The organism is Streptomyces sp. NPDC017095, from assembly GCF_044332325.1.
Taxonomy (GTDB): Bacteria; Actinomycetota; Actinomycetes; order Streptomycetales; family Streptomycetaceae; genus Streptomyces.
This window is the reverse complement of record NZ_JBIROU010000005.1, coordinates 231,239-253,973: the sequence shown is the minus strand read 5'-3', so window position 1 is coordinate 253,973 and position 22,735 is coordinate 231,239. Positions and strand designations below refer to the sequence as shown.

At 74.1% G+C, this 22,735-nt stretch carries 20 protein-coding genes; 12 read left to right on the top strand and 8 right to left on the bottom strand.

The window, feature by feature from the left end:
- Positions 1 to 71: 71 nt before the first annotated feature.
- On the bottom strand, positions 72 to 1,697 hold the full coding sequence (aceB, locus tag ACH4OA_RS12520) for a malate synthase A (protein WP_397968896.1): 1,626 nt from the start codon (positions 1,695 to 1,697) through the stop codon (positions 72 to 74).
- 184 nt (positions 1,698 to 1,881) lie between these two features.
- The gene (locus ACH4OA_RS12515) at positions 1,882 to 2,490 is read right to left on the bottom strand and encodes an NTP transferase domain-containing protein (RefSeq protein WP_397947944.1); all 609 of its coding nucleotides are present in this window, start codon (positions 2,488 to 2,490) and stop codon (positions 1,882 to 1,884) included.
- Between the two features lie 147 nt (positions 2,491 to 2,637).
- Between ACH4OA_RS12515 and ACH4OA_RS12510 the strand changes: the two genes are divergently transcribed.
- Entirely contained in the window at positions 2,638 to 2,955 is a 318-nt protein-coding gene (locus ACH4OA_RS12510; RefSeq protein ID WP_365878373.1) for a DUF5955 family protein, read from the top strand.
- 50 nt (positions 2,956 to 3,005) lie between these two features.
- On the opposite strand, the gene ACH4OA_RS12505 is transcribed toward ACH4OA_RS12510, so the two are convergent.
- From ACH4OA_RS12505 to ACH4OA_RS12495, 3 genes are all read right to left on the bottom strand, one after another.
- Positions 3,006 to 3,308 (bottom strand): DUF6234 family protein, encoded by a 303-nt coding sequence (locus ACH4OA_RS12505; protein WP_397969034.1) that lies wholly within the window; start codon positions 3,306 to 3,308, stop codon positions 3,006 to 3,008.
- A gap of 3 nt (positions 3,309 to 3,311) precedes the next feature.
- Positions 3,312 to 3,458 carry a hypothetical protein gene (locus ACH4OA_RS12500; RefSeq protein ID WP_397968895.1) on the bottom strand — a complete coding sequence of 49 codons (147 nt, stop codon included), beginning with the start codon at positions 3,456 to 3,458 and terminating at the stop codon, positions 3,312 to 3,314.
- A gap of 442 nt (positions 3,459 to 3,900) precedes the next feature.
- Entirely contained in the window at positions 3,901 to 4,698 is a 798-nt protein-coding gene (locus ACH4OA_RS12495) for an IclR family transcriptional regulator (RefSeq protein ID WP_397968893.1), read from the bottom strand.
- A gap of 275 nt (positions 4,699 to 4,973) precedes the next feature.
- On the opposite strand from ACH4OA_RS12495, the gene allB reads away from it, so the two are divergent.
- From allB to ACH4OA_RS12480, 3 genes are all read left to right on the top strand, one after another.
- A complete protein-coding gene (gene allB, locus ACH4OA_RS12490; RefSeq protein ID WP_397947940.1) occupies positions 4,974 to 6,311 on the top strand; it encodes an allantoinase AllB in 1,338 nt (445 codons plus the stop codon).
- A 54-nt stretch (positions 6,312 to 6,365) separates the two neighbouring features.
- Positions 6,366 to 7,481 (top strand): allantoicase, encoded by a 1,116-nt coding sequence (gene alc, locus ACH4OA_RS12485; protein WP_397938854.1) that lies wholly within the window; start codon positions 6,366 to 6,368, stop codon positions 7,479 to 7,481.
- Positions 7,482 to 7,791: 310 nt separating this feature from the next.
- Positions 7,792 to 8,601: an AIM24 family protein gene (locus ACH4OA_RS12480; RefSeq protein WP_397947937.1), complete on the top strand. Its 810-nt coding sequence runs from the start codon at positions 7,792 to 7,794 to the stop codon at positions 8,599 to 8,601.
- A 177-nt stretch (positions 8,602 to 8,778) separates the two neighbouring features.
- Here the strand turns inward: ACH4OA_RS12480 and ACH4OA_RS12475 are convergent, their stop codons facing one another.
- A complete protein-coding gene (locus ACH4OA_RS12475) occupies positions 8,779 to 9,174 on the bottom strand; it encodes a ribonuclease domain-containing protein (protein ID WP_397938851.1) in 396 nt (131 codons plus the stop codon).
- Between the two features lie 85 nt (positions 9,175 to 9,259).
- Positions 9,260 to 10,279 (bottom strand): Gfo/Idh/MocA family oxidoreductase, encoded by a 1,020-nt coding sequence (locus ACH4OA_RS12470; protein WP_397938849.1) that lies wholly within the window; start codon positions 10,277 to 10,279, stop codon positions 9,260 to 9,262.
- A gap of 130 nt (positions 10,280 to 10,409) precedes the next feature.
- On the opposite strand from ACH4OA_RS12470, the gene ACH4OA_RS12465 reads away from it, so the two are divergent.
- From ACH4OA_RS12465 to ACH4OA_RS12430, 8 genes are all read left to right on the top strand, one after another.
- Positions 10,410 to 11,147, top strand: coding sequence for a GntR family transcriptional regulator (locus tag ACH4OA_RS12465; RefSeq protein WP_397938943.1), 738 nt, complete (start codon positions 10,410 to 10,412; stop codon positions 11,145 to 11,147).
- A gap of 162 nt (positions 11,148 to 11,309) precedes the next feature.
- Positions 11,310 to 12,314: a sugar ABC transporter substrate-binding protein gene (locus ACH4OA_RS12460; protein ID WP_397938847.1), complete on the top strand. Its 1,005-nt coding sequence runs from the start codon at positions 11,310 to 11,312 to the stop codon at positions 12,312 to 12,314.
- The gene (locus ACH4OA_RS12455; RefSeq protein ID WP_397968892.1) at positions 12,311 to 13,390 is read left to right on the top strand and encodes an ABC transporter permease; all 1,080 of its coding nucleotides are present in this window, start codon (positions 12,311 to 12,313) and stop codon (positions 13,388 to 13,390) included. Before ACH4OA_RS12460 ends, ACH4OA_RS12455 begins: the two co-directional genes overlap by 4 nt.
- Positions 13,387 to 14,157: an ATP-binding cassette domain-containing protein gene (locus ACH4OA_RS12450; protein WP_397938844.1), complete on the top strand. Its 771-nt coding sequence runs from the start codon at positions 13,387 to 13,389 to the stop codon at positions 14,155 to 14,157. The genes ACH4OA_RS12455 and ACH4OA_RS12450 overlap by 4 nt, the downstream gene beginning before the upstream one ends.
- Positions 14,158 to 14,332: 175 nt before the next feature.
- Positions 14,333 to 15,478: an ROK family glucokinase gene (locus ACH4OA_RS12445; RefSeq protein ID WP_365872179.1), complete on the top strand. Its 1,146-nt coding sequence runs from the start codon at positions 14,333 to 14,335 to the stop codon at positions 15,476 to 15,478.
- On the top strand, positions 15,475 to 16,056 hold the full coding sequence (locus ACH4OA_RS12440) for a sugar kinase (protein WP_365872181.1): 582 nt from the start codon (positions 15,475 to 15,477) through the stop codon (positions 16,054 to 16,056). Before ACH4OA_RS12445 ends, ACH4OA_RS12440 begins: the two co-directional genes overlap by 4 nt.
- A 99-nt stretch (positions 16,057 to 16,155) precedes the next feature.
- Entirely contained in the window at positions 16,156 to 19,011 is a 2,856-nt protein-coding gene (locus ACH4OA_RS12435; protein ID WP_397968890.1) for an SNF2-related protein, read from the top strand.
- Positions 19,012 to 19,151: 140 nt separating this feature from the next.
- Positions 19,152 to 21,308 (top strand): SWIM zinc finger family protein, encoded by a 2,157-nt coding sequence (locus ACH4OA_RS12430; protein ID WP_397969032.1) that lies wholly within the window; start codon positions 19,152 to 19,154, stop codon positions 21,306 to 21,308.
- Positions 21,309 to 21,567: 259 nt separating this feature from the next.
- Here the strand turns inward: ACH4OA_RS12430 and ACH4OA_RS12425 are convergent, their stop codons facing one another.
- Positions 21,568 to 22,533, bottom strand: coding sequence for a ScbA/BarX family gamma-butyrolactone biosynthesis protein (locus tag ACH4OA_RS12425; protein ID WP_397968888.1), 966 nt, complete (start codon positions 22,531 to 22,533; stop codon positions 21,568 to 21,570).
- Positions 22,534 to 22,735: the final 202 nt, after the last annotated feature.

The window sequence follows — 22,735 nt, the reverse complement described above, 5'->3', positions numbered from 1 at the left end:
CGCGGCGGACGCGGCGGCCGGAACGCGAAGTGGCCCGGGGCGGGACCCCGGGCCACTCGGACGGGCGGTGCTCAGCCGCGCAGCCGCTCGTACGCCGGCAGCGTGAGGAAGTCGGCGTAGTCCTCGTCCAGGGACACCTGGAGCAGCAGGTCGTGCGCCTCCTGCCAGTGGCCGGCCGCGAACGCCTCGGCGCCGATCTCCTCGCGGATGGCGTCGAGTTCCGCGGCGGCGACCTTGCGGGCCAGCTCCGGCGTGGCCTTGTCGCCGTTCTCGAAGACGACGCCGGCGTTGATCCACTGCCAGATCTGCGAGCGGGAGATCTCGGCGGTGGCCGCGTCCTCCATCAGGTTGAAGATGGCGACCGCGCCGAGCCCGCGCAGCCACGCCTCGATGTAACGGATGCCCACCTGCACGGCGTTGACCAGACCCGCGTACGTCGGCTTCGCGTCGAGCGAGTCGATCGCGAGGAGATCGCCCGCCGCCACGCGCACGTCCTCGCGCAGCCGGTCCTTCTGGTTCGGCTTGTCACCGAGGACCTTGTCGAAGGACTCCATGGCGATCGGCACCAGGTCCGGGTGGGCGACCCAGGAGCCGTCGAAACCGTCGTTCGCCTCCCGGTCCTTGTCGGCCCGGACCTTCTCGAAGGCCACCTTGTTGACCTCCGGGTCCCTGCGGGACGGGATGAAGGCCGCCATGCCGCCGATCGCGTGCGCGCCGCGCTTGTGGCAGGTGCGCACGAGGAGTTCGGTGTAGGCCCGCATGAACGGGGCGGTCATCGTCACCGCGTTGCGGTCCGGCAGGACGAACCTGGCGCCGCCGTCCCGGAAGTTCTTCACGATGGAGAACAGGTAGTCCCAGCGGCCGGCGTTCAGTCCGGAGGCGTGGTCGCGGAGTTCGTAGAGGATCTCCTCCATCTCGTACGCCGCCGTGATCGTCTCGATCAGGACGGTGGCGCGGATGGTGCCCTGCGGGATGCCGGTGTAGTCCTGCGCGAAGACGAACACCTCGTTCCACAGGCGGGCTTCGAGGTGCGACTCGGTCTTGGGCAGGTAGAAGTACGGGCCCTTGCCGAGGTCGAGCAGCCGCCGGGCGTTGTGGAAGAAGTACAGGCCGAAGTCGACGAGAGCACCCGGGACCGGCCGGCCGCCGTCGTCGACGAGGTGCCGCTCCTCCAGATGCCAGCCGCGCGGGCGCATGACGACGGTCGCCAGCTCCCCGTCCGGCCGCAGGGCGTACGACTTGCCGGTGCGCTCGTCGGTGAAGTCGATGTTCCGGGTGTAGGCGTCGCTCAGGTTGAGCTGGCCGAGGACGACGTTCTCCCAGGTCGGCGCGGAGGCGTCCTCGAAGTCCGCGAGCCAGACCCGCGCGCCCGAGTTGAGCGCGTTGATGGTCATCTTGCGGTCGGTGGGGCCGGTGATCTCCACGCGCCGGTCGTTCAGCGCGGCCGGGGCCGGCGCCACCTTCCAGGAGTCGTCCGCGCGGACCGCGGCCGTCTCGGGCAGGAAGTCGAGCGTGGAGGTGCGGGCGATCTCGGCGCGGCGCTCGGCCCGGCGGGCGAGGAGTTCGTCACGGCGCGGGGTGAACCGCCGGTGCAGCTCCGCCACGAAGGCGAGCGCCGCGTCCGTGAGGACCTCCTCCTGCCGGGGCAGGGGCTCGGCGTCGACGATGGCCAGCGAGGACGGCGCTGGTGCGGACATGAGCTGTCACTTCCTTCAGCGGTGGCACCGGGTGCCAAGTGGCACGAAGCGGACGGTGAGCGCCCACTGTGCGGACGGACGCTTCTGAGCAGTGGATAATAGTTTCCTCATCGTGGAACTTCAATGGTTTGTTGATGTCGAGATTCTCTGAGTCGAGGCAAGGTGGCGCTGGGTGCCACCCCGTTCACTCAAGGTGGCTCAGGTCGGCCTCGGTGTCGATGTCGTACGGCTCGGCGACGTCCGCGCACTCCACGAGCCGGACCTCGGCCGCGTGCGCCGCGAGATAGGCCCGCGCCCCGCGGTCCCCGGCGGCCGAAGCGGCGATGCCCCGCCAGTGCGCCGCGCCGAACAGCACCGGGTGCCCGCGTACCCCGGCGTACGCGGCCGAGACCAGCGACTTGTCGTCCTCGTACGCGCCCAGCACCCGGGCCACCGCGGCCGGTCCGATGCCGGGCTGGTCGACCAGGGAGACCAGGGCCGCCCGCACGCCCGTGCCGGCCAGCGAGGCCAGCCCCGCGCGCAGCGAGGAGCCCATGCCGTCCGCCCAGTCGGGGTTGTCCACCAGGACGCAGCCGCCCAGCTCGGCGCGGGCCCGCACCTCGTCCGCCCGCGCGCCCAGCACCACGTGGACCCGCTCGCACCCCGCCGTACGCAGCACTCCGGCCGCGTGTTCGACCAGGGGCCGGCCCCGGTGCGGCAGCAGCGCCTTGGGACGCCCGCCGAGCCGCCTGCCGCCGCCGGCGGCGAGCAGCAGGCCCGCCACGTCCCCTCGAAGATCACGGTTGTCCGTCATGCGTCCTGCATACCCGACGGCGGCGGAACCGGCCGCTTGTCCGGGGCCTGTTCCCGTGGGGCTGAATTCCGGTCCGCACTGTGGCGCCGGGGCGCCCGGGTGGCGTTTACTGACCGGCGCACGAGGGCGTGCCGAAGGGGGAGCGCTGTGTGGCGGAGCCTGGGGCAGCGGCCGGTGACCGGCGGCGACGAGGACCCGAGAGTGACGGAACTGCGGACGGCGGTGTCCCGGCTGCGCCGTGACCTCGCCGCGTTGCCGGCGGACTTCCCCGACCGGCCGATAGCCGAAGAGGAACTGGCGTCCCTGGCCGCGCTGGCCGCCGACGGCCTCGCGGAGGTCCCGCGCCTGCGCGGCTCCCTGCTGCTGCTCGCCGGCGCGCTCGGCTCGATGAGCGCGCTGGCCCGCGGGCTGTCCGAGGTGCGCGACGCGGTCGACCTGTTCGGCGAACCGCTCCGCAACCGCTAGGGCCGGTCCTTCCCGTCAGCCGTGGACGACGACGCGAAGGGCCGGACGGGTCACTGGGTTCCGTCTCTCCGGTCGGTGTCGGGTCCGGGTGAGGATGCCGGGCAGTCCGGCGCCGACGGCAGGTCGCGGCAGCGCTGGTCCTGGTGGGACTGCGCCGCCGCCCCGCCGAAGACGAGCACGCAGACCAGCGCGGCCATGACGGCCTGGGCGACCACCGTCACGACGGCCCCGGCCCGCGCGGCGATCACCGCCGCCGTCAGCGCCAGGAGCCCGACTCCGCCGGCGGCGGCCAGGTAGTTCCACAGGGAGTCCGCCGTGCCGGTGCCGGCCGGGTCGAGGTCGAAGCCGGACAGCCACTAGAACCCGAAGATCACCGCGAGGGCGACCAGTTCCAGGAGCACCAGCCCGCACCCGGCTCCGAGGTCGGCGCCCACGTCGGCCCGGTCGCGTCGCCGGGGGCCGGAGGTGGCGTCGAAGGCGGGCGGGGCGACGGGCAGGTCCATGCCCGCCACCCTGCCCGCGCGGACGCGGCACGCGCAATGAGTACGGCTACTCAGCCCCGGACACGGACCCGCTCCGCGGTCCGCGTTCGCCGGCGGAGGTGCTCCGGCCAAGTGCGGCGAGGCCGTCCACGTTCACCAGCCGCACCGGTCCGGCCGCCCGCGCCGGTCCCGACCGCACCGGTCCGGCCGCCCGCGCCGGTCCCGACCGCGCCGGTCCGGCCGCCCGCGCCGGTCCCGACCGCGCCGGTCCGGTCGACCGCGCCGGGCATCCGCGCCGGGGCATCCGTGCCGGCGCCTTTCCGGCTGGCGGCCACCCCGGACCGGGGCTCCAGGACCAGGGCGCCGGACCCGGGGCGGCGCCCCCACGGCCGTAGCCGAAGGGGTGTGTCTACCGGCCGCCGCACGTATGTCTGGCGGGCCGGGGCCGGGCCCGTGCCGCCGGTCAGCCCGGGTTCTGGCTGGTCAGTACGGCGGACAGTTCGTGGGCGATCTGCTGGAGCACCGGCACGATCCGCTCCGTGGCCGTCTCCGTGACGCGTCCCGCCGGCCCGGAGATGGAGATGGCCGCCGCCGTGGGGGAGTCGGGCACGGACACCGCGAGGCAGCGCACCCCGATCTCCTGCTCGTTGTCGTCCACGGCGTACCCCATCCGCCGTACGTCCGCCAGGGCCGCGAGGAACCCGTCCGCCGTGGTGATGGTCTTCTCGGTCGCCGCCGGCATGCCGGTGCGGCCCAGCAGCGCCCGCACCTCCTCGTCCGGCACCCCGGCCAGCAGCGCCTTGCCCACGCCGGTGGAGTGGGGCAGCACCCGCCGGCCCACCTCCGTGAACATCCGCATCGAGTGCTTCGACGGCACCTGGGCGACGTACACGATCTCGTCGCCGTCGAGCAGCGCCATGTTCGCCGTCTCGCCGGTCTCCTCCACCAGCCGGGCCAGGTACGGCCGTGCCCAGGTGCCCAGCAGCCGGGACGCCGACTCGCCGAGCCGGATCAGCCGGGGCCCCAGGGCGTACCGCCGGTTGGCCTGCTGCCGGACGTAGCCGCAGGCGACCAGCGTGCGCATCAGCCGGTGGATGGTCGGCAGCGGCAGCCCGCTGGCCGCGGACAGTTCGCTCAGGCCGACCTCGCCGCCCGCGTCGGCCATCCGCTCGAGGAGGTCGAAGGCGCGCTCCAGGGACTGCACCCCGCCGGTGGCGGAGGGCTTGGCGGAGTCGGTGGTGCTGGCGCTGGACGTCGGCACGGCGCGGTTCCTTTCGGGGCGGGCGGGAGAGCAGAAGCCTACCCGGCAGCCGGTTGACTCCCCGCTTGTACGTAGCTACGTTCTGCTTGATGGAATTCTAATTCCGCTTTGTGGAAACGTCCAGGGCGAGCCTTCCCTGCCCGGCGCCCCGGAGGGTGCCTCTTGACGGGCGGGAAGCGGGAGTGAAGACTCCTTCAACAGAATGTTGAAATCCGTTACGTGGCCGTACATCCCGGTTTCCTGGACGTGCAACGGCGGTGGAGAGAGGGGTTCGGGTGTCCGACGCTGAACTGGCGCTGCGCTCGACGCGCGTGATCACTCCGGAGGGGACGCGGGCCGCCACGGTCACCGTGTCCGGCGGCAAGATCACCGCCGTCCTGCCGTACGACGCGGAGGTACCGGCCGGGGCCCGGCTGGAGGACTTCGGCGACCACGTCCTGCTGCCCGGCCTGGTCGACACCCACGTGCACGTCAACGACCCGGGCCGCACCGAGTGGGAGGGCTTCTGGACCGCCACCCGCGCGGCGGCGGCCGGCGGCATCACCACCCTGATCGACATGCCGCTCAACTCGCTGCCGCCCACCACCACGGTCGAGCACCTGCGCGTCAAGCAGGACGTGGCCCGGGACAAGGCCCACATCGACGTCGGCTTCTGGGGCGGCGCCCTGCCCGACAACGTCAAGGACCTGCGCCCGCTGCACGAGGCCGGCGTCTTCGGCTTCAAGGCCTTCCTCTCCCCGTCCGGCGTGGAGGAGTTCCCGCATCTGGACCAGGACCAGCTCGCCCGTTCCCTGGCCGAGATCGCCGGGTTCGGCGGCCTGCTGATCGTGCACGCCGAGGACCCCCACCACCTGGAGGCCGCCCCGCAGCACGGCGGCCCGAAGTACGCCGACTTCCTCGCCTCCCGCCCGCGCGACGCCGAGGACACGGCCATCGCGCACCTCATCGCCCAGGCCCGGCGCCTGAACGCGCGGGTGCACGTGCTGCACCTGTCCTCCGCCGACGCCCTGCCGCTGATCCGGGCCGCCCGCGCCGAGGGCGTCCGGATCACCGTGGAGACCTGCCCGCACTACCTCGCCTTCACCGCCGAGGAAGTCCCGGACGGCGCCAGCGAGTTCAAGTGCTGCCCGCCCATCCGCGAGGCCGCCAACCGGGACCTGCTCTGGCAGGCCCTCGCCGACGGCACCATCGACTGCGTGGTCACCGACCACTCGCCCTCCACGGCCGACCTGAAGACGGACGACTTCGCCACCGCCTGGGGCGGCATCTCCGGCCTCCAGCTGAGCCTGTCGGCGGTGTGGACCGAGGCCCGCGGGCGCGGCCACACCCTGGAGGACGTCGTGCGCTGGATGTCCAGCCGGACCGCCGCCCTGGCCGGCCTGGACGGCAAGGGCGCCATCGAGGCGGGCCGCGACGCCGACTTCGCCGTCCTCGCGCCCGACGAGACCTTCACCGTCGACCCGGCGGGCCTCCAGCACCGCAACCGGGTCACCGCCTACGCCGGCAGGACCCTGTACGGCGTCGTCAAGTCCACCTGGCTGCGCGGCGAACGCATCGTCGCCGACGGCGAGTTCACCGAGCCGAAGGGCACGCTGCTCAACCGCCCCCGATAAGCCGGTTTCCGCATCCGCATCCCGGCCGACTCCCGAAAGGACCCCCTGATCACCGTGACGGCGACACCCAGCTTCACCGGCGACGCGAACCCCTACGGAGGCGGCGACCCGTACGCGGACTACCGCACCGCCGATTTCCCCTTCACCCGGTACGCCAACCTCGCCGACCGGCGGCTCGGCGCCGGTGTCATCGCCGCCAACGACGAGTTCTTCGCCGAGCGCGAGAACCTGCTGGTGCCCGAGCGGGCCGAGTTCGACCCCGAGCACTTCGGCCACAAGGGCAAGATCATGGACGGCTGGGAGACCCGCCGCCGGCGCGGCACCTTGGCCGAACACCCCTGGCCCACCGCCGAGGACCACGACTGGGCGCTGGTCCGGCTCGGCGCGCCCGGGGTGATCCGCGGGATCGTCGTCGACACCGCCCACTTCCGCGGCAACTACCCGCAGGCCGTCTCCGTCGAGGGCGCCTGCGTGCCCGGCTCGCCCGCGCCGAGCGAACTCCTCGCCGACGACGTGAAGTGGACCACCCTGGTCCCGCGCACCCCGGTCGGCGGCCACGCGGCGAACGGCTTCGCCGTCTCCGCCGAACAGCGCTTCACGCACCTCCGGGTCAGCCAGCATCCCGACGGCGGCATCGCCCGGCTGCGCGTGTACGGCGAGGTCGTCCCGGACCCGCGGTGGCTCGCGGCCCTCGGCACCTTCGACGTGGTCGCGCTGGAGAACGGCGGCCGGGTGGAGGACGCCTCCGACCTCTTCTACTCGCCGGCCACCAACACCATCCAGCCGGGCCGCTCCCGCAAGATGGACGACGGCTGGGAGACCCGCCGCCGCCGCGACCAGGGCAACGACTGGATCCGCTACCGGCTCGTCGCCCAGTCCAGGATTCGCGCCGTCGAGATCGACACCGCGTACCTGAAGGGCAACAGCGCCGGCTGGGCGTCGCTCTCGGTCCGGGACGGCGAGGACGGCGAGTGGACCGAGGTGCTGCCGCGCACCCGGCTCCAGCCCGACACCAACCACCGCTTCGTCCTGACCGAGGCGGCCGTCGGCACCCACGCGCGGATCGACATCTTCCCCGACGGCGGCATCTCCCGGCTGCGCCTGTTCGGCTCCCTGACCGAGCAGGGCGCGAGCGGCCTCGCCGCCCGCCACCAGGAACTGGGCGGCTGACCTCCGTCCGCCTCCATGAGCCGGGCGGCCGACCGCCGCCCGCCCGCACGCGCGGGGCGCCCCGGCCGGACAGCACCGGGGGCGCCCCGCGCGCACCGGCATGTCCCGCGCCTCGCGCCCCACGTCCCGCGCCCCGCCGCTTCAGTCCCGCCGCCCCAGTCCCGCGCCCCACGTCCCGGGCCTCGCGCCCCACGTCCCGCGCCCCGCGTGCCTCGGCCGGGCGGGTGGGGCGCATCCCCGTGCTCACCCGTCCGGCTCCTCGTCCCGCCGGCGTGGAACTCTTCCGTCCGCCTCCGGCGTTGTCTTCCACGTGACCCTTCAGCAAGAGATCGTCGGCACCGCCATGCAGATGGCGGTCGTCAACCTGCGCCCCGGCCAGACCGTGTACTGCGAGGCCGGGAAGTTCCTGTTCAAGACCGCGAACGTGACCATGGAGACGCGGCTGTCCGGCCCGTCGGGCGGGGGCGAGCGAAGCGGCCAGGGCGGTGGCATGGGCGGCCTGCTCCGCCAGGCCATGGGCACCGCCATGCAGGCCGGCCAGCGCATGCTCGCCGGCGAGTCGCTGGCCTTTCAGTACTTCACCGCTCAGGGCGGCGAGGGCACGGTCGGCTTCGCCGGGGTGCTGCCCGGCGAGATGCGCGCCCTGGAACTGGACGGCACGCGCGCGTGGTTCGCCGAGAAGGACGCCTTCGTCGCCGCCGAGTCCAGCGTCGACTTCGGCATCGCCTTCGCCGGCGGCCGGACCGGCATGAGCGGCGGTGAGGGCTTCGTCCTGGAGAAGTTCACCGGGCACGGCACGGTGATCATCGCCGGCGCGGGCAACTTCATCGACCTGAACCCGGCGGACTTCGGCGGCCGCATCGAGGTCGACACCGGCTGCGTGGTCGCCTTCGAGGAGGGCATCCAGTACGGCGTCCAGCGCGTCGGCGGCCTCAACCGCCAGGGGATCATGAACGCCGTCTTCGGCGGCGAGGGCCTGTCCCTGGCCACCCTGGAGGGCAACGGCCGGGTGATCCTGCAGTCCCTCACCATCGAGGGCCTGGCCAACGCGCTGAAGAAGGCCCAGGGCGGCGACAAGCAGGGCCCGACCGGCGGACTGTTCTCCACCCACACCGGCTGAGCCGGCGCGCGGGGACCGCTGCGTCACGGACGGCGGGCGGGGTCCGCCGGGGCGGCCGGAGCGTCCCGCGAGGCGCCTTCGGGCTCCCGGACGGTTCCTGAGCCGCGCGGCCCGGCCGGAGCAGGCCGGACCGCGCATGCCGTGCCGTCCCCCGGGCCGATCCCGCGGGGGAGGGGCTCAGCAGCCGTAGTCGATCAGGTCGAACGAGGCGTAGTGGTCGGCCGTGTAGTAGTCCTCGCGGTACTGCTTACCGGTGACGACGCGGCGCGCGCCGCGGGTGGGGGAGCCCGGGGTGATGACGGTGTACTCGTGGTAGTAGCCCGTGGTCCGGCCGGGCAGGACGCCCTCCCGGTTCTGGAAGACGCTCCCGTCCTGCGTGTACGGGTAGGGGCCGCCCCGTGCGATCAGGTTCAGGGTGTCGTACGCCTGGGAGGGCAGGTCGCCGTAGCAGACGCTGCCGACGGAGGCGGCCGTGGCCTGGGCGGTGGTGGCGGTGACGGTGCCGCCCACGAGGAGGGCGGACAGCAGAGCGGCGGCCGCGCCGATGCGCGTTGCGCGTGGGGGGATATTCATGGCGCCATGATGACGCGCGTAGAGGATGGCATGTCAATGACAAGAGGGGAAGATTTCCCCGTACGTGTGGCGAGTTTTCCGGGGGTTAACCCGCGGGTCGCGGTGCGTCCGGGAGTTCCGCGAGCGGCACCGGCCGCCGTTCCCGGCGGGAGACCTCGCACGCCTCCGCGATCCGCAGCGCCCGCAGCGCCTCCCGGCCGTCGCAGGGATTGGGCCGCTCACCCCGCACCACCGCCACGAAGGCGTCCAGCTCGGCCGCGTAGGCGGGACCGAACCGCTCCAGGAAACCGGTCCAGGGCCTGTCCGCGGGCGGCGGCCCGGCCGGTTCGGTCGACGCCAGGGGCGTACGGTCGTCCAGGCCCACCACCACCGTGTCCCGCTCCCCGGCCAGCTCCATCCGCACGTCGTAGCCCGCGCCGTTCAGCCGGGTCGCCGTGGCGGTGGCCGGCGTGCCGTCGTCCAGCGTGAGCAGCGCCGCGCCCGTGGTGACGTCCCCGGCCGCGCGGAACTCGGCGCGGCCGCCGTCCGCGCCGGTGGCGTACGCCTCGGTCACCTCCCGGCCGGTCACCCAGCGCAGCATGTCGAAGTCGTGGATCAGCGTGTCCCGGAACAGCCCGCCGGACAGCGCCAGCCACTCGGCGGGCGGAGGCGACGCGTCGCAGGTCAGGGCCCGTACGGTGTGCAGCGGGCCGAGCCGGCCCGTGGCCACCGCCTCGCGGGCGCCCGCGTAGCCCGCGTCGAACCGGCGCTGGAACCCCATCTGGAGGACCGTCCCGGCCGCCTCCACCTCGGCGAGCGCGTGCAGCGTGCCCGGCAGGTCCGGGGCGACCGGCTTCTCGCAGAAGACCGGCAGCCCCGAGCGGGCCGCCCGGGCGATGAGGTCGGCGTGGGCCGGTGTCGTGGTGGCGATCACCACCGCGTCCACGCCCCAGCGGAAGACCTCGTCCACGCCCGGCGCCGCCGTCTCGCCCAGCCGCTGCGCCAGCGTCTGCGCCCGCGCCGGGTCCGTGTCCGTCAGGATCAGGGAACCGACCTCGCGGTGCCGGCTGAGCGTCCTCGCGTGCAGGGTGCCGATGCGGCCCGTACCGATGACCCCGATGCGCATGGGACCACGGTGCGGGCCGCGGCCGTATCCTGTCAACGCATATGTCCTGACAATCGGACTACACAACTTCCCGTCAACCGGTCACGGGACTACGCTCGGCCCCGTGCCGAAACCTGCTGTGGACCCGTCCGTGACGCTCGACCTCCAGGTGGACCGCGGCTCCCCGGTGCCGCTGTACTTCCAGCTCTCGCAGCAACTGGAGGCCGCCATCGAGCACGGCCGGCTCACCCCGGGCAGCCTGCTGGGCAACGAGATCGAGCTGGCCGCCCGGCTCGGGCTGTCCCGGCCGACCGTCCGCCAGGCCATCCAGTCGCTCGTCGACAAGGGGCTCCTCGTCCGGCGGCGCGGTGTGGGCACCCAGGTCGTGCACAGCCAGGTCAAGCGCCCGCTGGAACTGAGCAGCCTCTACGACGACCTGGAGGCGGCCGGCCAGCGCCCCGCCACCAAGGTGCTGGTCAACACGGTCGTCCCGGCCTCCGCCACGGTCGCCGCCGCGCTCGGCGTCCCCGAGGGCGGTGACGTGCACCGCGTGGAACGGCTGCGCCTCGCCCACGGCGAACCGATCGCCTGCCTGGTCAACCACCTGCCGCCGGGCCTGCTCGACCTCGACACCGGCCAGCTGGAGGCCACCGGCCTGTACCGGCTGCTGCGGTCCGCCGGGATCACCCTGCACAGCGCCCGCCAGTCCATCGGCGCCCGCGCCGCCACCGCCGCCGAGGCCGAACGGCTGGCCGAGACCGCGGGCGCCCCGCTGCTGACCATGCGGCGCACCACGTACGACGACACCGGCCGCGCGGTGGAACTCGGCGACCACATCTACCGCCCGGGCCGCTACTCCTTCGAATTCCAGCTCCTCGTCCGGCCTTGACGGCCCCGCCTGACGCGTCACAATGTCCGGACAACCGGACGGCGCGGGCACTCCCTGCCGCACTCCGCACGCCGGTCATGCCCGATACTGGAGTATTTGGGGCCGCCCCAGCGATGGCGGCCCCCTCGTCCGTCGGTACACATCAAGAAGGGGCACTGCCTCGTGGCACGGTTTCGAACCTGGGTAGGCATAGCGCTGGCGGGGGCACTCTCCGTGTCCCTGGCGGCGTGCAGCAGCACCGGAGGGAAGCGGGCGGAGGACGCCCGCAAGGCCGCCGCCGCCCAGGGGCGCGCGGCGGTGAACACCCCGCGCTGGACCGTCGCCATGATCACCCACTCCGGGGACGGCGACACGTTCTGGGACATCGTGCAGAGCGGCGCCGAGCAGGCCGCCCGCAAGGACAACATCAAGTTCCTGTACTCCCACGACGACGAGGCCCAGCAGCAGGCCCAGCTCGTGGACGCGGCCGTCGACAAGAAGGTCGACGGCATCATCGTCACCCTCGCCAAGCCGGACGCCATGAAGGCCGCCGTGGCCCGCGCCGAGAAGGCCGGCATCCCGGTGATCACGGTGAACTCCGGCTCCGCGCAGTCCAAGGCATTCGGCGCCCTGACCCACATCGGCCAGGACGAGACCATCGCCGGCGAGGCCGTGGGCGACGAGCTGAACCAGCGCGGGAAGAAGAGGGCCCTGTGCGTGCTGCACGAGCAGGGCAACGTCGGCCACGAGCAGCGCTGCGACGGCGTCGCCAAGACCTTCCACGGCACGCTGCGCAAGCTGTACGTCAACGGCACCAACATGCCCGACGTGCAGTCCGCGATCGAGGCCAAACTCCAGGCCGACCGGTCCATCGACGCCGTCGTCACCCTCGGCGCGCCGTACGCCGACACCGCCGTCAAGGCGCGCTCGGACGCGGGCAGCAAGGCCGAGATCGACACCTTCGACCTCAACGCCAAGGTCGCGGCCGCGCTGCGGGACGGCACCCTCGGCTTCGCCGTGGACCAGCAGCCGTACCTCCAGGGCTACCAGGCCGTCGACCTGCTGTGGCTCTACAAGTACAACGGCGACGTCCTCGGCGGCGGCAAGCCGGTGCTGACCGGCCCGCAGATCATCACCAAGGACCAGGCCGGCGCGCTCGCCGAGTACACGGGCCGGGGCACCCGATGAGCGCGACCACGGCACGGGAACCGAACCGGAATCCGGGCGGGACGCCGAATGCCGGGGCGCCGGACGAGAGAATCCTGCGGACCTCCCCGCTGCGGAAGCTGCTCGCCCGCCCCGAGCTGGGCTCGGTCGTCGGCGCGCTGGCCGTCTTCGTCTTCTTCGCCTTCGTCGCCGAGGGCTTCCTGCGCGCCTCCAGCCTGAGCACGGTCCTGTACGCCTCCTCCACCATCGGCATCATGGCCGTACCGGTCGCCCTGCTGATGATCGGCGGCGAGTTCGACCTCTCGGCGGGCGTCCTGGTGACCTCCTCCGCGCTGGTCTCCTCGATGTTCAGCTACCAGATGACGGCGAACACCTGGGCCGGCGTCGGCGTCTCGCTGCTGGTCACCCTGGCCATCGGCGCCTTCAACGGCTTCATGCTCACCCGCACCAAGCTGCCCAGCTTCATCATCACGCTGGGCACCTTCCTGATGCTGACCGGCATGAACCTGGGCTTCACCAAGCTGATCGACGACACGGTCTCCACCAAGACCATCGGCGACATGGACGGCTTCGCCGGCGCCCGCGCCGTCTTCGCCTCCACGCTCACCGTCGGCGGCGTCGACGTCAAGGTCACCATCCTGTGGTGGCTGGGCCTGGTCGCCCTCGCCTCCTGGATCCTGCTGCGCACCCGCACCGGCAACTGGATCTTCGCCGTCGGCGGCAACGAGGACGCGGCCCGCGCGGTCGGCGTCCCGGTCGCCAAGACCAAGATCGGCCTCTACATGGGCGTCGCGTTCGGCGCCTGGATCTCCGGACAGCACCTGCTGTTCTCCTTCGACGCCGTCCAGTCCGGCGAGGGCGTCGGCAACGAGCTGATCTACATCATCGCGGCCGTCATCGGCGGCTGTCTGATCACCGGCGGCTACGGCAGCGCGGTCGGCTCGGCCGTGGGCGCGCTCCTGTTCGGCATGACCAGCAAGGGCATCGTCTTCGCGGAGTGGAACCCCGACTGGTTCAAGTTCTTCCTCGGAGCCATGCTGCTCCTGGCGACCCTGCTCAACGCCTGGGTCCGCAAGCGCGCGGAGGCCATCAAGTGACACTCGTCGAGCTGACCGGCGTCAGCAAGTACTACGGCACCGTCCGCGCCCTGGAAGGAGTCTCCCTCCAGGTCGGCGCGGGCGAGATCACCTGCGTCCTCGGCGACAACGGCGCGGGCAAGTCGACCCTGATCAAGATCATCGCGGGTCTGCACCGGCACGACGCCGGCACCTTGCGCATCGACGGTGAGGAGACCACCCTTTCCTCGCCGCGCGAGGCCCTGGACCGGGGCATCGCCACGGTCTACCAGGACCTCGCCGTCGTCCCGCTGATGCCGGTCTGGCGCAACTTCTTCCTCGGCTCCGAGCCCCGCAAGGGCACCGGCCCCGTCAAGCGCCTGGACACCGACCTCATGCGCCGCACCACCCGCGAGGCGCTGCTGCGCATGGGCATCGACCTGCGCGACGTCGACCAGCCCATCGGCACCCTCTCCGGCGGCGAACGCCAGTGCGTGGCGATCGCCCGCGCGGTCCACTTCGGCGCCAAGGTCCTGATCCTGGACGAACCGACGGCCGCACTGGGCGTCAAGCAGTCTGGTGTGGTCCTCAAATATGTGGCCGCCGCCAGGGACCAGGGCCTGGGCGTTGTGTTGATCACCCACAACCCGCATCACGCGTACCTCGTGGGCGACCGTTTCGTGCTGCTGCGGCGCGGCACCATGGTGGGCCATTACACACGGGACGAGATCACCCTGGACGAACTGACCCGGCAGATGGCCGGCGGCTCCGACCTGGACGCGCTGCGCCACGAACTGCAACGTGACTGACGAGCGCGGGGCCGGGCCGGCCGACCGCCCCGGAACGGAGGCGTGACCGGCCACGGCACCCTTGGAACGGGGGGCGTGACCGGCCACGGCACCCCCGCGCCCGGCCCCGGACGCGCCTTTCCCCCAGCCGCCCCGCGCAGCACTCAGCGTGAGCGTGCGGCAGAATCGACCAACGATGAGCACCTACCGCGACCTCACCGCCCCCATCGGCTCCCGCCGCGCCCCGGTCCTGCGCACCGTCGGCACCCGGGAGCGCCGGTCCCACCTGACAGCGCCCCGGGTGCCCACGGTCGGCATCGACATCGGCGGCACCAAGGTCATGGCGGGCGTCGTGGACGCCGACGGCAACATCCTGGAGAAGCTCCGCGCGGAGACCCCGGACAAGTCCAAGAGCCCGAAGGTCGTCGAGGACACCATCGTCGAGCTGGTCCTGGACCTGTCCGACCGGCACGACGTGCACGCCGTCGGCATCGGCGCGGCCGGCTGGGTCGACGCCGACCGCAACCGCGTCCTGTTCGCGCCCCACCTGTCCTGGCGCAACGAACCGCTGCGCGACCGCCTCGCCGGCCGGCTCTCCGTGCCGGTCCTGGTGGACAACGACGCCAACACCGCCGCCTGGGCGGAGTGGCGGTTCGGCGCCGGCCGCGGCGAGGACCACCTCGTCATGATCACCCTCGGCACCGGCATCGGCGGCGCCATCCTGGAGGACGGCCAGGTCAAGCGCGGCAAGTTCGGTGTCGCCGGCGAGTTCGGCCATATGCAGGTCGTACCCGGCGGACACCGCTGCCCGTGCGGCAACCGCGGCTGCTGGGAGCAGTACAGCTCCGGCAACGCGCTCGTCCGCGAGGCCAAGGAGCTGGCCGCCGCCGACTCCCCGGTGGCCTACGGGATCATCGAGCACGTCAAGGGCAGCATCGACGACATCACCGGCCCGATGATCACCGAGCTGGCCCGCGAGGGCGACGCGATGTGCGTGGAACTCCTCCAGGACATCGGCCAGTGGCTCGGCGTCGGGATCGCCAACCTCGCGGCGGCGCTCGACCCGTCCTGCTTCGTCATCGGCGGGGGCGTCAGCGCCGCCGACGACCTGCTCATCGGCCCGGCCCGGGAGGCCTTCAAGCGCCACCTCACCGGCCGCGGCTACCGCCCCGAGGCCCGCGTCACCCGCGCCCAGCTCGGCCCCGAGGCGGGCATGGTGGGCGCCGCCGACCTGGCCCGGCTGGTCGCCCGCCGGTTCCGCCGGGCCAAGCGGCGCCGCGTGGAGCGCCACGAGCGCTACGAGCGGTACGCCCAGGCCCGCCGCTCCCGGGACAGCGCATGACGCCCTCGCTGCCCCATCAGGGCGGCCCGCCCGGGGAGCGCGGCGACAGCGCCGGGCACCCCCGGCACACGGCCCGGCGCCGGGCGCTCACGCTGCTGATCATCGTCCTGCTCATCGGCGTCCCGGCCGGCTATCTGGTGATCTCCGCCAACCAGAGCCGCGACAGCGGAAAGGACAAGGAGGAGAAGTACTCCGCGACCGGCCTCACCCCCGGCTGGCCGTCCAAGGTGCAGCGCCGCCTCTACCAGGTGACCGTCCCGCACCCCGCCGACGACATCGCCTACTACGAGACGAACAACTGGAAGACCAGCCGCCTCTACGTGCAGTTCCGCACCAACCCGGCCGGCCTCGACAGCTTCCTGGAGGCCATGGGCGTACGCCGGGAACAGCTCCGCAAGGACGACATCACGGTCGGCGAACGGGACCGCGACGTCAGCGGCTGGACCTTCGACGCCCCGGGCCCCTGGTGGGGACTGACTCACGAGCAGAAGAACCCGGCGCCCACCCAGGACGTGGTCGTCAACCTGTCCGACCCCCAGCACCCGATGGTGTTCGCGGTCTCCCGCACGGTCCCGTGACCCGGGGCCCGGCGCGGGCTCCGGAGCCGGTTGTCAGACCCCGCCCGTAGAGTCGGAGACAGCTGATCCGACACACACGGGCAGGAGGTGGCAGGACGTATGAGCGGCACGGCCGCGGTGGCCGGACGCGCGGACGGCACCCGGGAGACGGGGACCGGACACCCCGCCTGGGCACGCCTCGCCTGCGTCTATCTGCCGGCGCCCCTGCCCCGCCAGGGCCGCGTCGCCTTCTGGGACCCCGACGACGGCCCGCTGCCCGCGGAGCCCCCGGACGGCCCGGAGGAGCTGACGGTCGTCCGCCGCCACGGCAGCGCGGTGCGCCGCCGCCAGGTGCCCGCGCTGACCCTGCCGCTCGCCGAGGCCCTGCCCCTGCTGGTGCGCGCCCGGCGCGACCCGGCCGCCCACCCGGCCACCGCCTGCTGGGGCGCCGCCGCCCTGCACGCCCTGGGGCTCGTCGCCCGCGGCCGGCTGCTGCCCGGCCTCACCCCGGCCGGCCACGACGCCTGGCGGGCCGGCCCGCTGGAACCCGGCGACCTCGCCCACCTGCGCGCCATCGCCGCGGCCCTGCCGCCCGAGGGCCACGCCGTGCCCCTGCCCGGCCCCGGCGCGCTGCGGCTGCCGGAACCCGAGGCCCTGGTCCGCTCCTTCCTCGACGCGGTCGCCGACAGCCTGCCGCGCACCCCGGCCGCCCCGCACGCCACCGGCCGGCCCTTCGCCGCCCGCGAACCGCAGAGCCTGCCGGCGGCCGGCGCGTGGGCGGCGGAGGTCGCCGCCGGGATGGACGCGGGCGTCCGGATCTCCCTGCGCCTCGACCTGTCCGCGTCCGACGTCTTCGACGCCGGCGCGCACGAGGGCACCCGCGCCGCCGGCGCGGCCGTCGTCCAGGTGCACAGCCTCGCCGACCCCACCCTGATGGCCGACGCGGCGGCCCTGTGGGCGGGCGGGGCCGACCCGGCGTTCGGGCCCCGCGCGCGCGTGGACGCCGCCCTCGCCGTCCGGCGCGCCGCCCGGGTGTGGCCGCCCCTGGACCGCCTCGCCGAGCAGGACGTGCCCGACGTCCTCGCCCTGTCCGAGGAGGAGCTGGGCGAACTGCTCGGCGTGGCCGCGAGCCGGCTGGCCGCCGCCGGGGTCGCCGTGCACTGGCCCCGCGACCTCGCCCGCGACCTGACCGCCACCGCGGTGGTCCACGCGGCGCCCGGCTCCGCCACCGACGGCACCGGCTTCTTCGAGAGCGAGCACCTGCTGCGGTTCCGCTGGCAGCTCGCGCTCGGCGGAGATCCGCTCAGCGAGACCGAGATGGACGCCCTCGCCGAGGCCCACCGCCCGGTCGTCCGGCTCCGGGACCGCTGGGTGCTGGTCGATCCCGCGCTGGTCCGCAAGGCCCGCAAGCGCGAACTGGGCCTGCTCGACCCGGTCGACGCGCTGTCCGTCGCGCTCACCGGCAGCGCCGAGGTCGACGGCGAGACCGTCGAGGCCGTCCCCGCCGGCGCGCTCGCCGCCCTCCGCGACCGGCTCACCGCGGGCCTGCGCCCCGCCGCCCCGCCGCCCGGCCTGAACGCCACCCTGCGCGACTACCAGCTGCGCGGACTGGCCTGGCTCGACCTGATGACCTCGCTCGGCCTCGGCGGCTGCCTCGCCGACGACATGGGCCTCGGCAAGACCGTCACCCTCATCGCGCTGCACCTGAAGCGGGCCCGCACCGAGCCGACCCTCGTCGTCTGCCCGGCCTCCCTCCTCGGCAACTGGCAGCGGGAGATCACCCGGTTCGCGCCCGGCGTCCCGGTCCGCCGCTTCCACGGCCCGGACCGCACCCTGGACGGCGTCGCCGGCGGCTTCGTCCTCACCACGTACGGCACGATGCGGTCGGCGGCCGCGCACCTCGCCGGGCGGCCCTGGGGCATGGTCGTCGCCGACGAGGCGCAGCACGTGAAGAACCCGTACTCGGCCACCGCCAAGGCCCTGCGCACCATCCCGGCACCCGCGCGCGTGGCGCTCACCGGCACCCCGGTGGAGAACAACCTCTCCGAACTGTGGGCCCTGCTCGACTGGACCACCCCCGGGCTCCTCGGCCCGCTGAAGTCCTTCCGCGCCCGGCACGCCCGCGCGGTGGAGAACGGCGAGGACCAGGAGGCGGCGCGGCGCCTGGCCGGGCTCGTCCGCCCCTTCCTGCTGCGCCGCAAGAAGTCCGACCCGGGCATCGTGCCGGAACTGCCGCCCAAGACCGAGACCGACCACCCCGTGCCGCTCACCCGGGAACAGGCCGCGCTGTACGAGGCGGTGGTGCGCGAGTCGATGCTGGCCATCGAGACCGCCCAGGGCATGGCCCGGCGCGGCCTCGTGCTGAAGCTGCTCGGCGCGCTGAAGCAGATCTGCGACCACCCCGCGCTCTATCTGAAGGAGGACCCGCGTCCCGACCGGCTCGCCGCCCGGTCCGGCAAACTGGCCCTGCTCGACGAGCTGCTGGACACCCTGCTCGCCGAGGACGGCTCGGCGCTCGTCTTCACCCAGTACGTCGGCATGGCCCGGCTGCTCACCGCCCACCTGTCCGCCCGCGCGATCCCGGTCGACCTGCTGCACGGCGGCACCCCGGTCCCGGAGCGCGAGCGCATGGTCGACCGCTTCCAGAGCGGCGAGACCCCGGTCCTCGTGCTGTCCCTGAAGGCCGCCGGCACCGGGCTGAACCTCACCCGCGCGGGCCATGTCGTCCACTTCGACCGCTGGTGGAACCCGGCCGTGGAGGAACAGGCCACCGACCGCGCCTACCGCATCGGCCAGACCCAGCCCGTCCAGGTCCACCGCCTGGTCACCGAGGGCACGGTGGAGGACCGCATCGCCGAGATGCTCACCGCCAAGCGCGCCCTGGCCGACGCCGTCCTCGGCTCCGGCGAGGCGGCCCTCACCGAACTGACGGACCGGGAACTGTCCGACCTCGTCTCCCTCCGGAGGACCTCATGACGGCCCCCGGCCACCCCCGCCCCGCCGACGCCGCCCGCCAGGCCCTACGGGCGGCCCGGGAACGCAGGGAACGAGCGGAGACGGGCCGGGAGGACGCAGCGACGGCCGCACAGGGTGACGAACGCGCGGGAACGGGCGCGGTGGAGGAGGAGCGCGGGGGAGCGGGCGTACGGGACGACCCGGCGGCCGACCGCCCGGCGCCGACCGCCGCCGCCCCGGGGACGACCGGGAGCCCTGAGGAGTCCGCAGGCGCTGCGCGGGACGGCGGCCCGGACGGGGCGGGTCCCGCGGGTTCCGCCGGGAGTGCCGGTGCCGTGGACGACGGTCGCGGGCCGGGAGTGGGGCCGGTGGATGTCGGTTGTGCAGGGAGAGATGAGTCGGGTGCTGACACCTCGCCGGGAGCCGGGCCGGACGGGCCCGGTCCCGGGCGCAGCGGCGAGTACGGCCGAGTCCGTGCCGGTGCGCGTACCGGCGGCACCGGCGACGCGCCCTCCGGTGGCACCGGCGGCACCGGTGGCGGACCCTCCGGCGGCACCGGCGACGCGTCCTCCGATGGCACCGGGAGTGGACCCTCCGGGGGTACCGGTGATGCGCCCTCCGGCGCCGCCGGCCGCCGCCCCGGTGATGTCGCCCGGGAGGCGCTGCGCGCGGCCCGGCGGGAAGCGGCGCGTGCGGAGGCAGCGGAGGCCGGCGAGGCAGGGCGGGCCGGGGAGGGCACGGTTGCTGCCGGGCCGCGGCGCGAACGGCGGGCCGCCGCGGCCGCCCGTTCCGCGGCGTCGCGTGCTCCGGTCCCGCCCGGGCGGGAGACCCGGTCCGCCAAGGCCGGCACCGTACGGGACATTCGGCACTACCTGTCGACCGCCTTCCGTATGCCCGCCTGGACGGAAACCCCCGGCGAACCGGAGACCTCCGACGGCAGCGCGGCCGGGCCGACCGGTCCGGCAGCACTCTCGGCGACCACGGAGCCGGCCGCGCCCGTCGAGCCGGACCAGCCGTCACCCGCCCCCGCTCCCACCTCCTCGGTCACCATGGCCAGCCCGCACCGCGACGGTGAACTCCGGCGCACGTTCCCGGCCTTCACCTCACGCGTGCGCACCGGCGCGGACGAGGCGTTCGCCGGGACCTGGTGGGGCAACGCCTGGGTCGGTGCGCTGGAGCAGGGCGCGCTGGACGCCAAGCGGCTGGCGCGCGGCCGGAGTTACGCCGACCAGGGTCATGTGGACGCCATCACCGTCACCCCGGGACTGGTGCTGGCGTACGTGCGGGGAAGCCGGCCACGGCCCTACCGCACGCAGGTGCGGCTGCGGACGCTGGAGGACGAGGACTGGGACCGGTTCCTGGACGCCGCGGCCGGCCGGCCGGGCCATATCGCCGCGCTCCTCGACAAGGAGCTGCCCCAGTCGCTCGCCGACTGCGGTGTGCCCCTGCTGCCCGGTCCCGGCGATCTCGTCCCGCGGTGCAGCTGCCCCGACTCCGGCCACCCCTGCAAACACGCGGCGGCCCTCTGCTACCAGACGGCCCGGCTACTGGACGCCGACCCCTTCGTGCTGCTCCTGCTCCGCGGCCGGGGCGAGAAGGACCTGCTCGACGCGTTGTCCCGGCGCAGCGCCGCCCACGCGGCCCGCGCCGCGCGGGAACGGCAGCCGCGGACCCTGCCCGGCGTCCGGGCCGCCGAGGCGCTCGCCGCGCGTGAACGCCCGCCGCTGCCGCCGCCGTCGCCGGTGCCGCCGCACCCCGGGCAGCCCCCGGTGTACCCGTCGGCGCCCGGCGGCCCGGACTCCTTCGCGCTGGACCAGCTCGCGACCGACGCCGCCGCCCGCGCGCACGCCCTGCTCGGCACCGGACACGATCCGGTCGGCGGGCTGACCCTGTGGCAGGACGCGGTCCGGCTGGCGGCGGCCCGCCCCGGCTCCGGCCTGACCGCGGCCACCCGCGCGCTGTACGCCGCGCTCGCCGACGCGACCGGCCGTACCCCGGCCGACCTGGCGCGTGCCGTCGCGGCCTGGCGGCAGGGCGGCCTGGAGGGGCTGACGGTCCTGGAGGAGCCGTGGGATCCGCCGGCCGGCCGTTTCGACCGGGCCCGCCCGCTGCTGCTCGCCGCCGACCTGCCCGCCTTCCGCCCCTGGCGCAACCGCCTCACCCACCCGCGCGGCCACGTGCAGCTGCGCCTGGGCCGCGACGGCCTGTGGTACGCCTACGAGTCGGAGCCCGGCCAGGACGACTGGTGGCCCCGCGGCACCCCGGACCACGACCCGGTCGGCGCGCTGACCGGCCTGGGCGCGGCCGGCGACCTCTGACACCGGCGCCCTCCGACACCGGCGCCCGCGCGGGAAAGGCCACCGGCTCCGCCTCCCCAGCGAGGCGTCCTGGCGACCGGGCCGCCGCCGGCACGTCCACCGTCTCCCCAGCGAGGCGTCCGGCGGCGACCGGGTCGCCGCCGGCACCGCACCGCGACCGTCCTCGGTGCCTGGAGCGACGGGTCCCCGTCCCGACGGGCCCCCGCCGCTCCGCCCGCCACGGCCGGCCCCCTGTTCCGGCCGTGGCGGAACCCAGTGGTCAGGCCACCGCCGGATGCGTCGTCACCGTGCACGCGCAGACCAGTTCGGCGTGCTGCTCGACGGTGACGCGGACCCGGCCGGCGCCGAGCGGCTCGGCCGCGACCCAGGCCGGGGCGTCCAGTTCCGCGTACCGGTGGAAGGCCGCGTCCAGACCCGTGGCGAGGACCGGTGCCGGACCCAGCAGGTGCTGTGCCGCCTGGCGGGCCGCCTCCAGGAGCAGCATGCCGGGAGCGTGGTCGTTCGGGTGGTCGAAGATGACCGGGTGCAGGGTGTGCACCCGCAGCTGCCAGCGGCCGTCGGCGTCGCGGGGCGAGAGGACCACGTCGTGCGGGCGGTCCCGGCCGACGAGTTCGGGCTGGACCGGCAGCGGCAGCGCGATGGCGCCGGCCATGGCCTGCTCGGCGTCGGCGTAGGCCCCGCGCAGCCGCTGGTACAGCGCCCTGCTGTGCGAGCTGAAGGTGGTCGACGCGGTGGCCAGGTGCCGCCCGTCACAGGTGGCGGTCACCTCCATCCGCATGCCGCGCAGGACGCCGGCCCGCCGTTCGACGTCCGAGCAGCGGATGCGCAGTTCCACGTCGGCCGGGGTGAGCCCGGCGCGCAGTGCGGCCGGGTCGAGCGCCACATGGAGGTCGCGCCATATCTGCTTGTGGTCCATGGGCGCGCCGTAGACCGCGTGGGACAGCAGCGGCACCGTCTGCCGCAGCGTCTCGCTGAACAGCAGCGGGTCGTGGAAGCCGCCCGCGGGTCCGTAGAACGTGTGGGCCCGTGGCCACTGGGCGGTGACCACGCACGTGTCCGGGGCCGACTGCCGCCACCCGGTGAGGAACACCTCGGTGACCGCCGCGCGGTGGACGTACTCCTTGGGCACGGTCGTCGTCAAGGTGTCCGGTGTCGCGGGTGCCGTGACGGGCAGGGCCGCCCGGGTTTCCGAGGCTGTGCTGTCGCTGGGCGCAAACGTAGTCATGTGCCTCTCCCCCAGGGCATAGAGAACGGAGTGCTGCCGGAACACAGGCCAAGCCGCGCGGGACTTGGGCGGAGCGCGAATCGGACCGAGCGGTGCGGGCCGGGCGCCACTGTACGGACTGACCGGTTTTTTTTCCAGCTTTCCCGGCCCCCGCCGGCCGCTCCGCGACCCTCCGGCCAGGCACTCCCGGACAGGGGCAAAA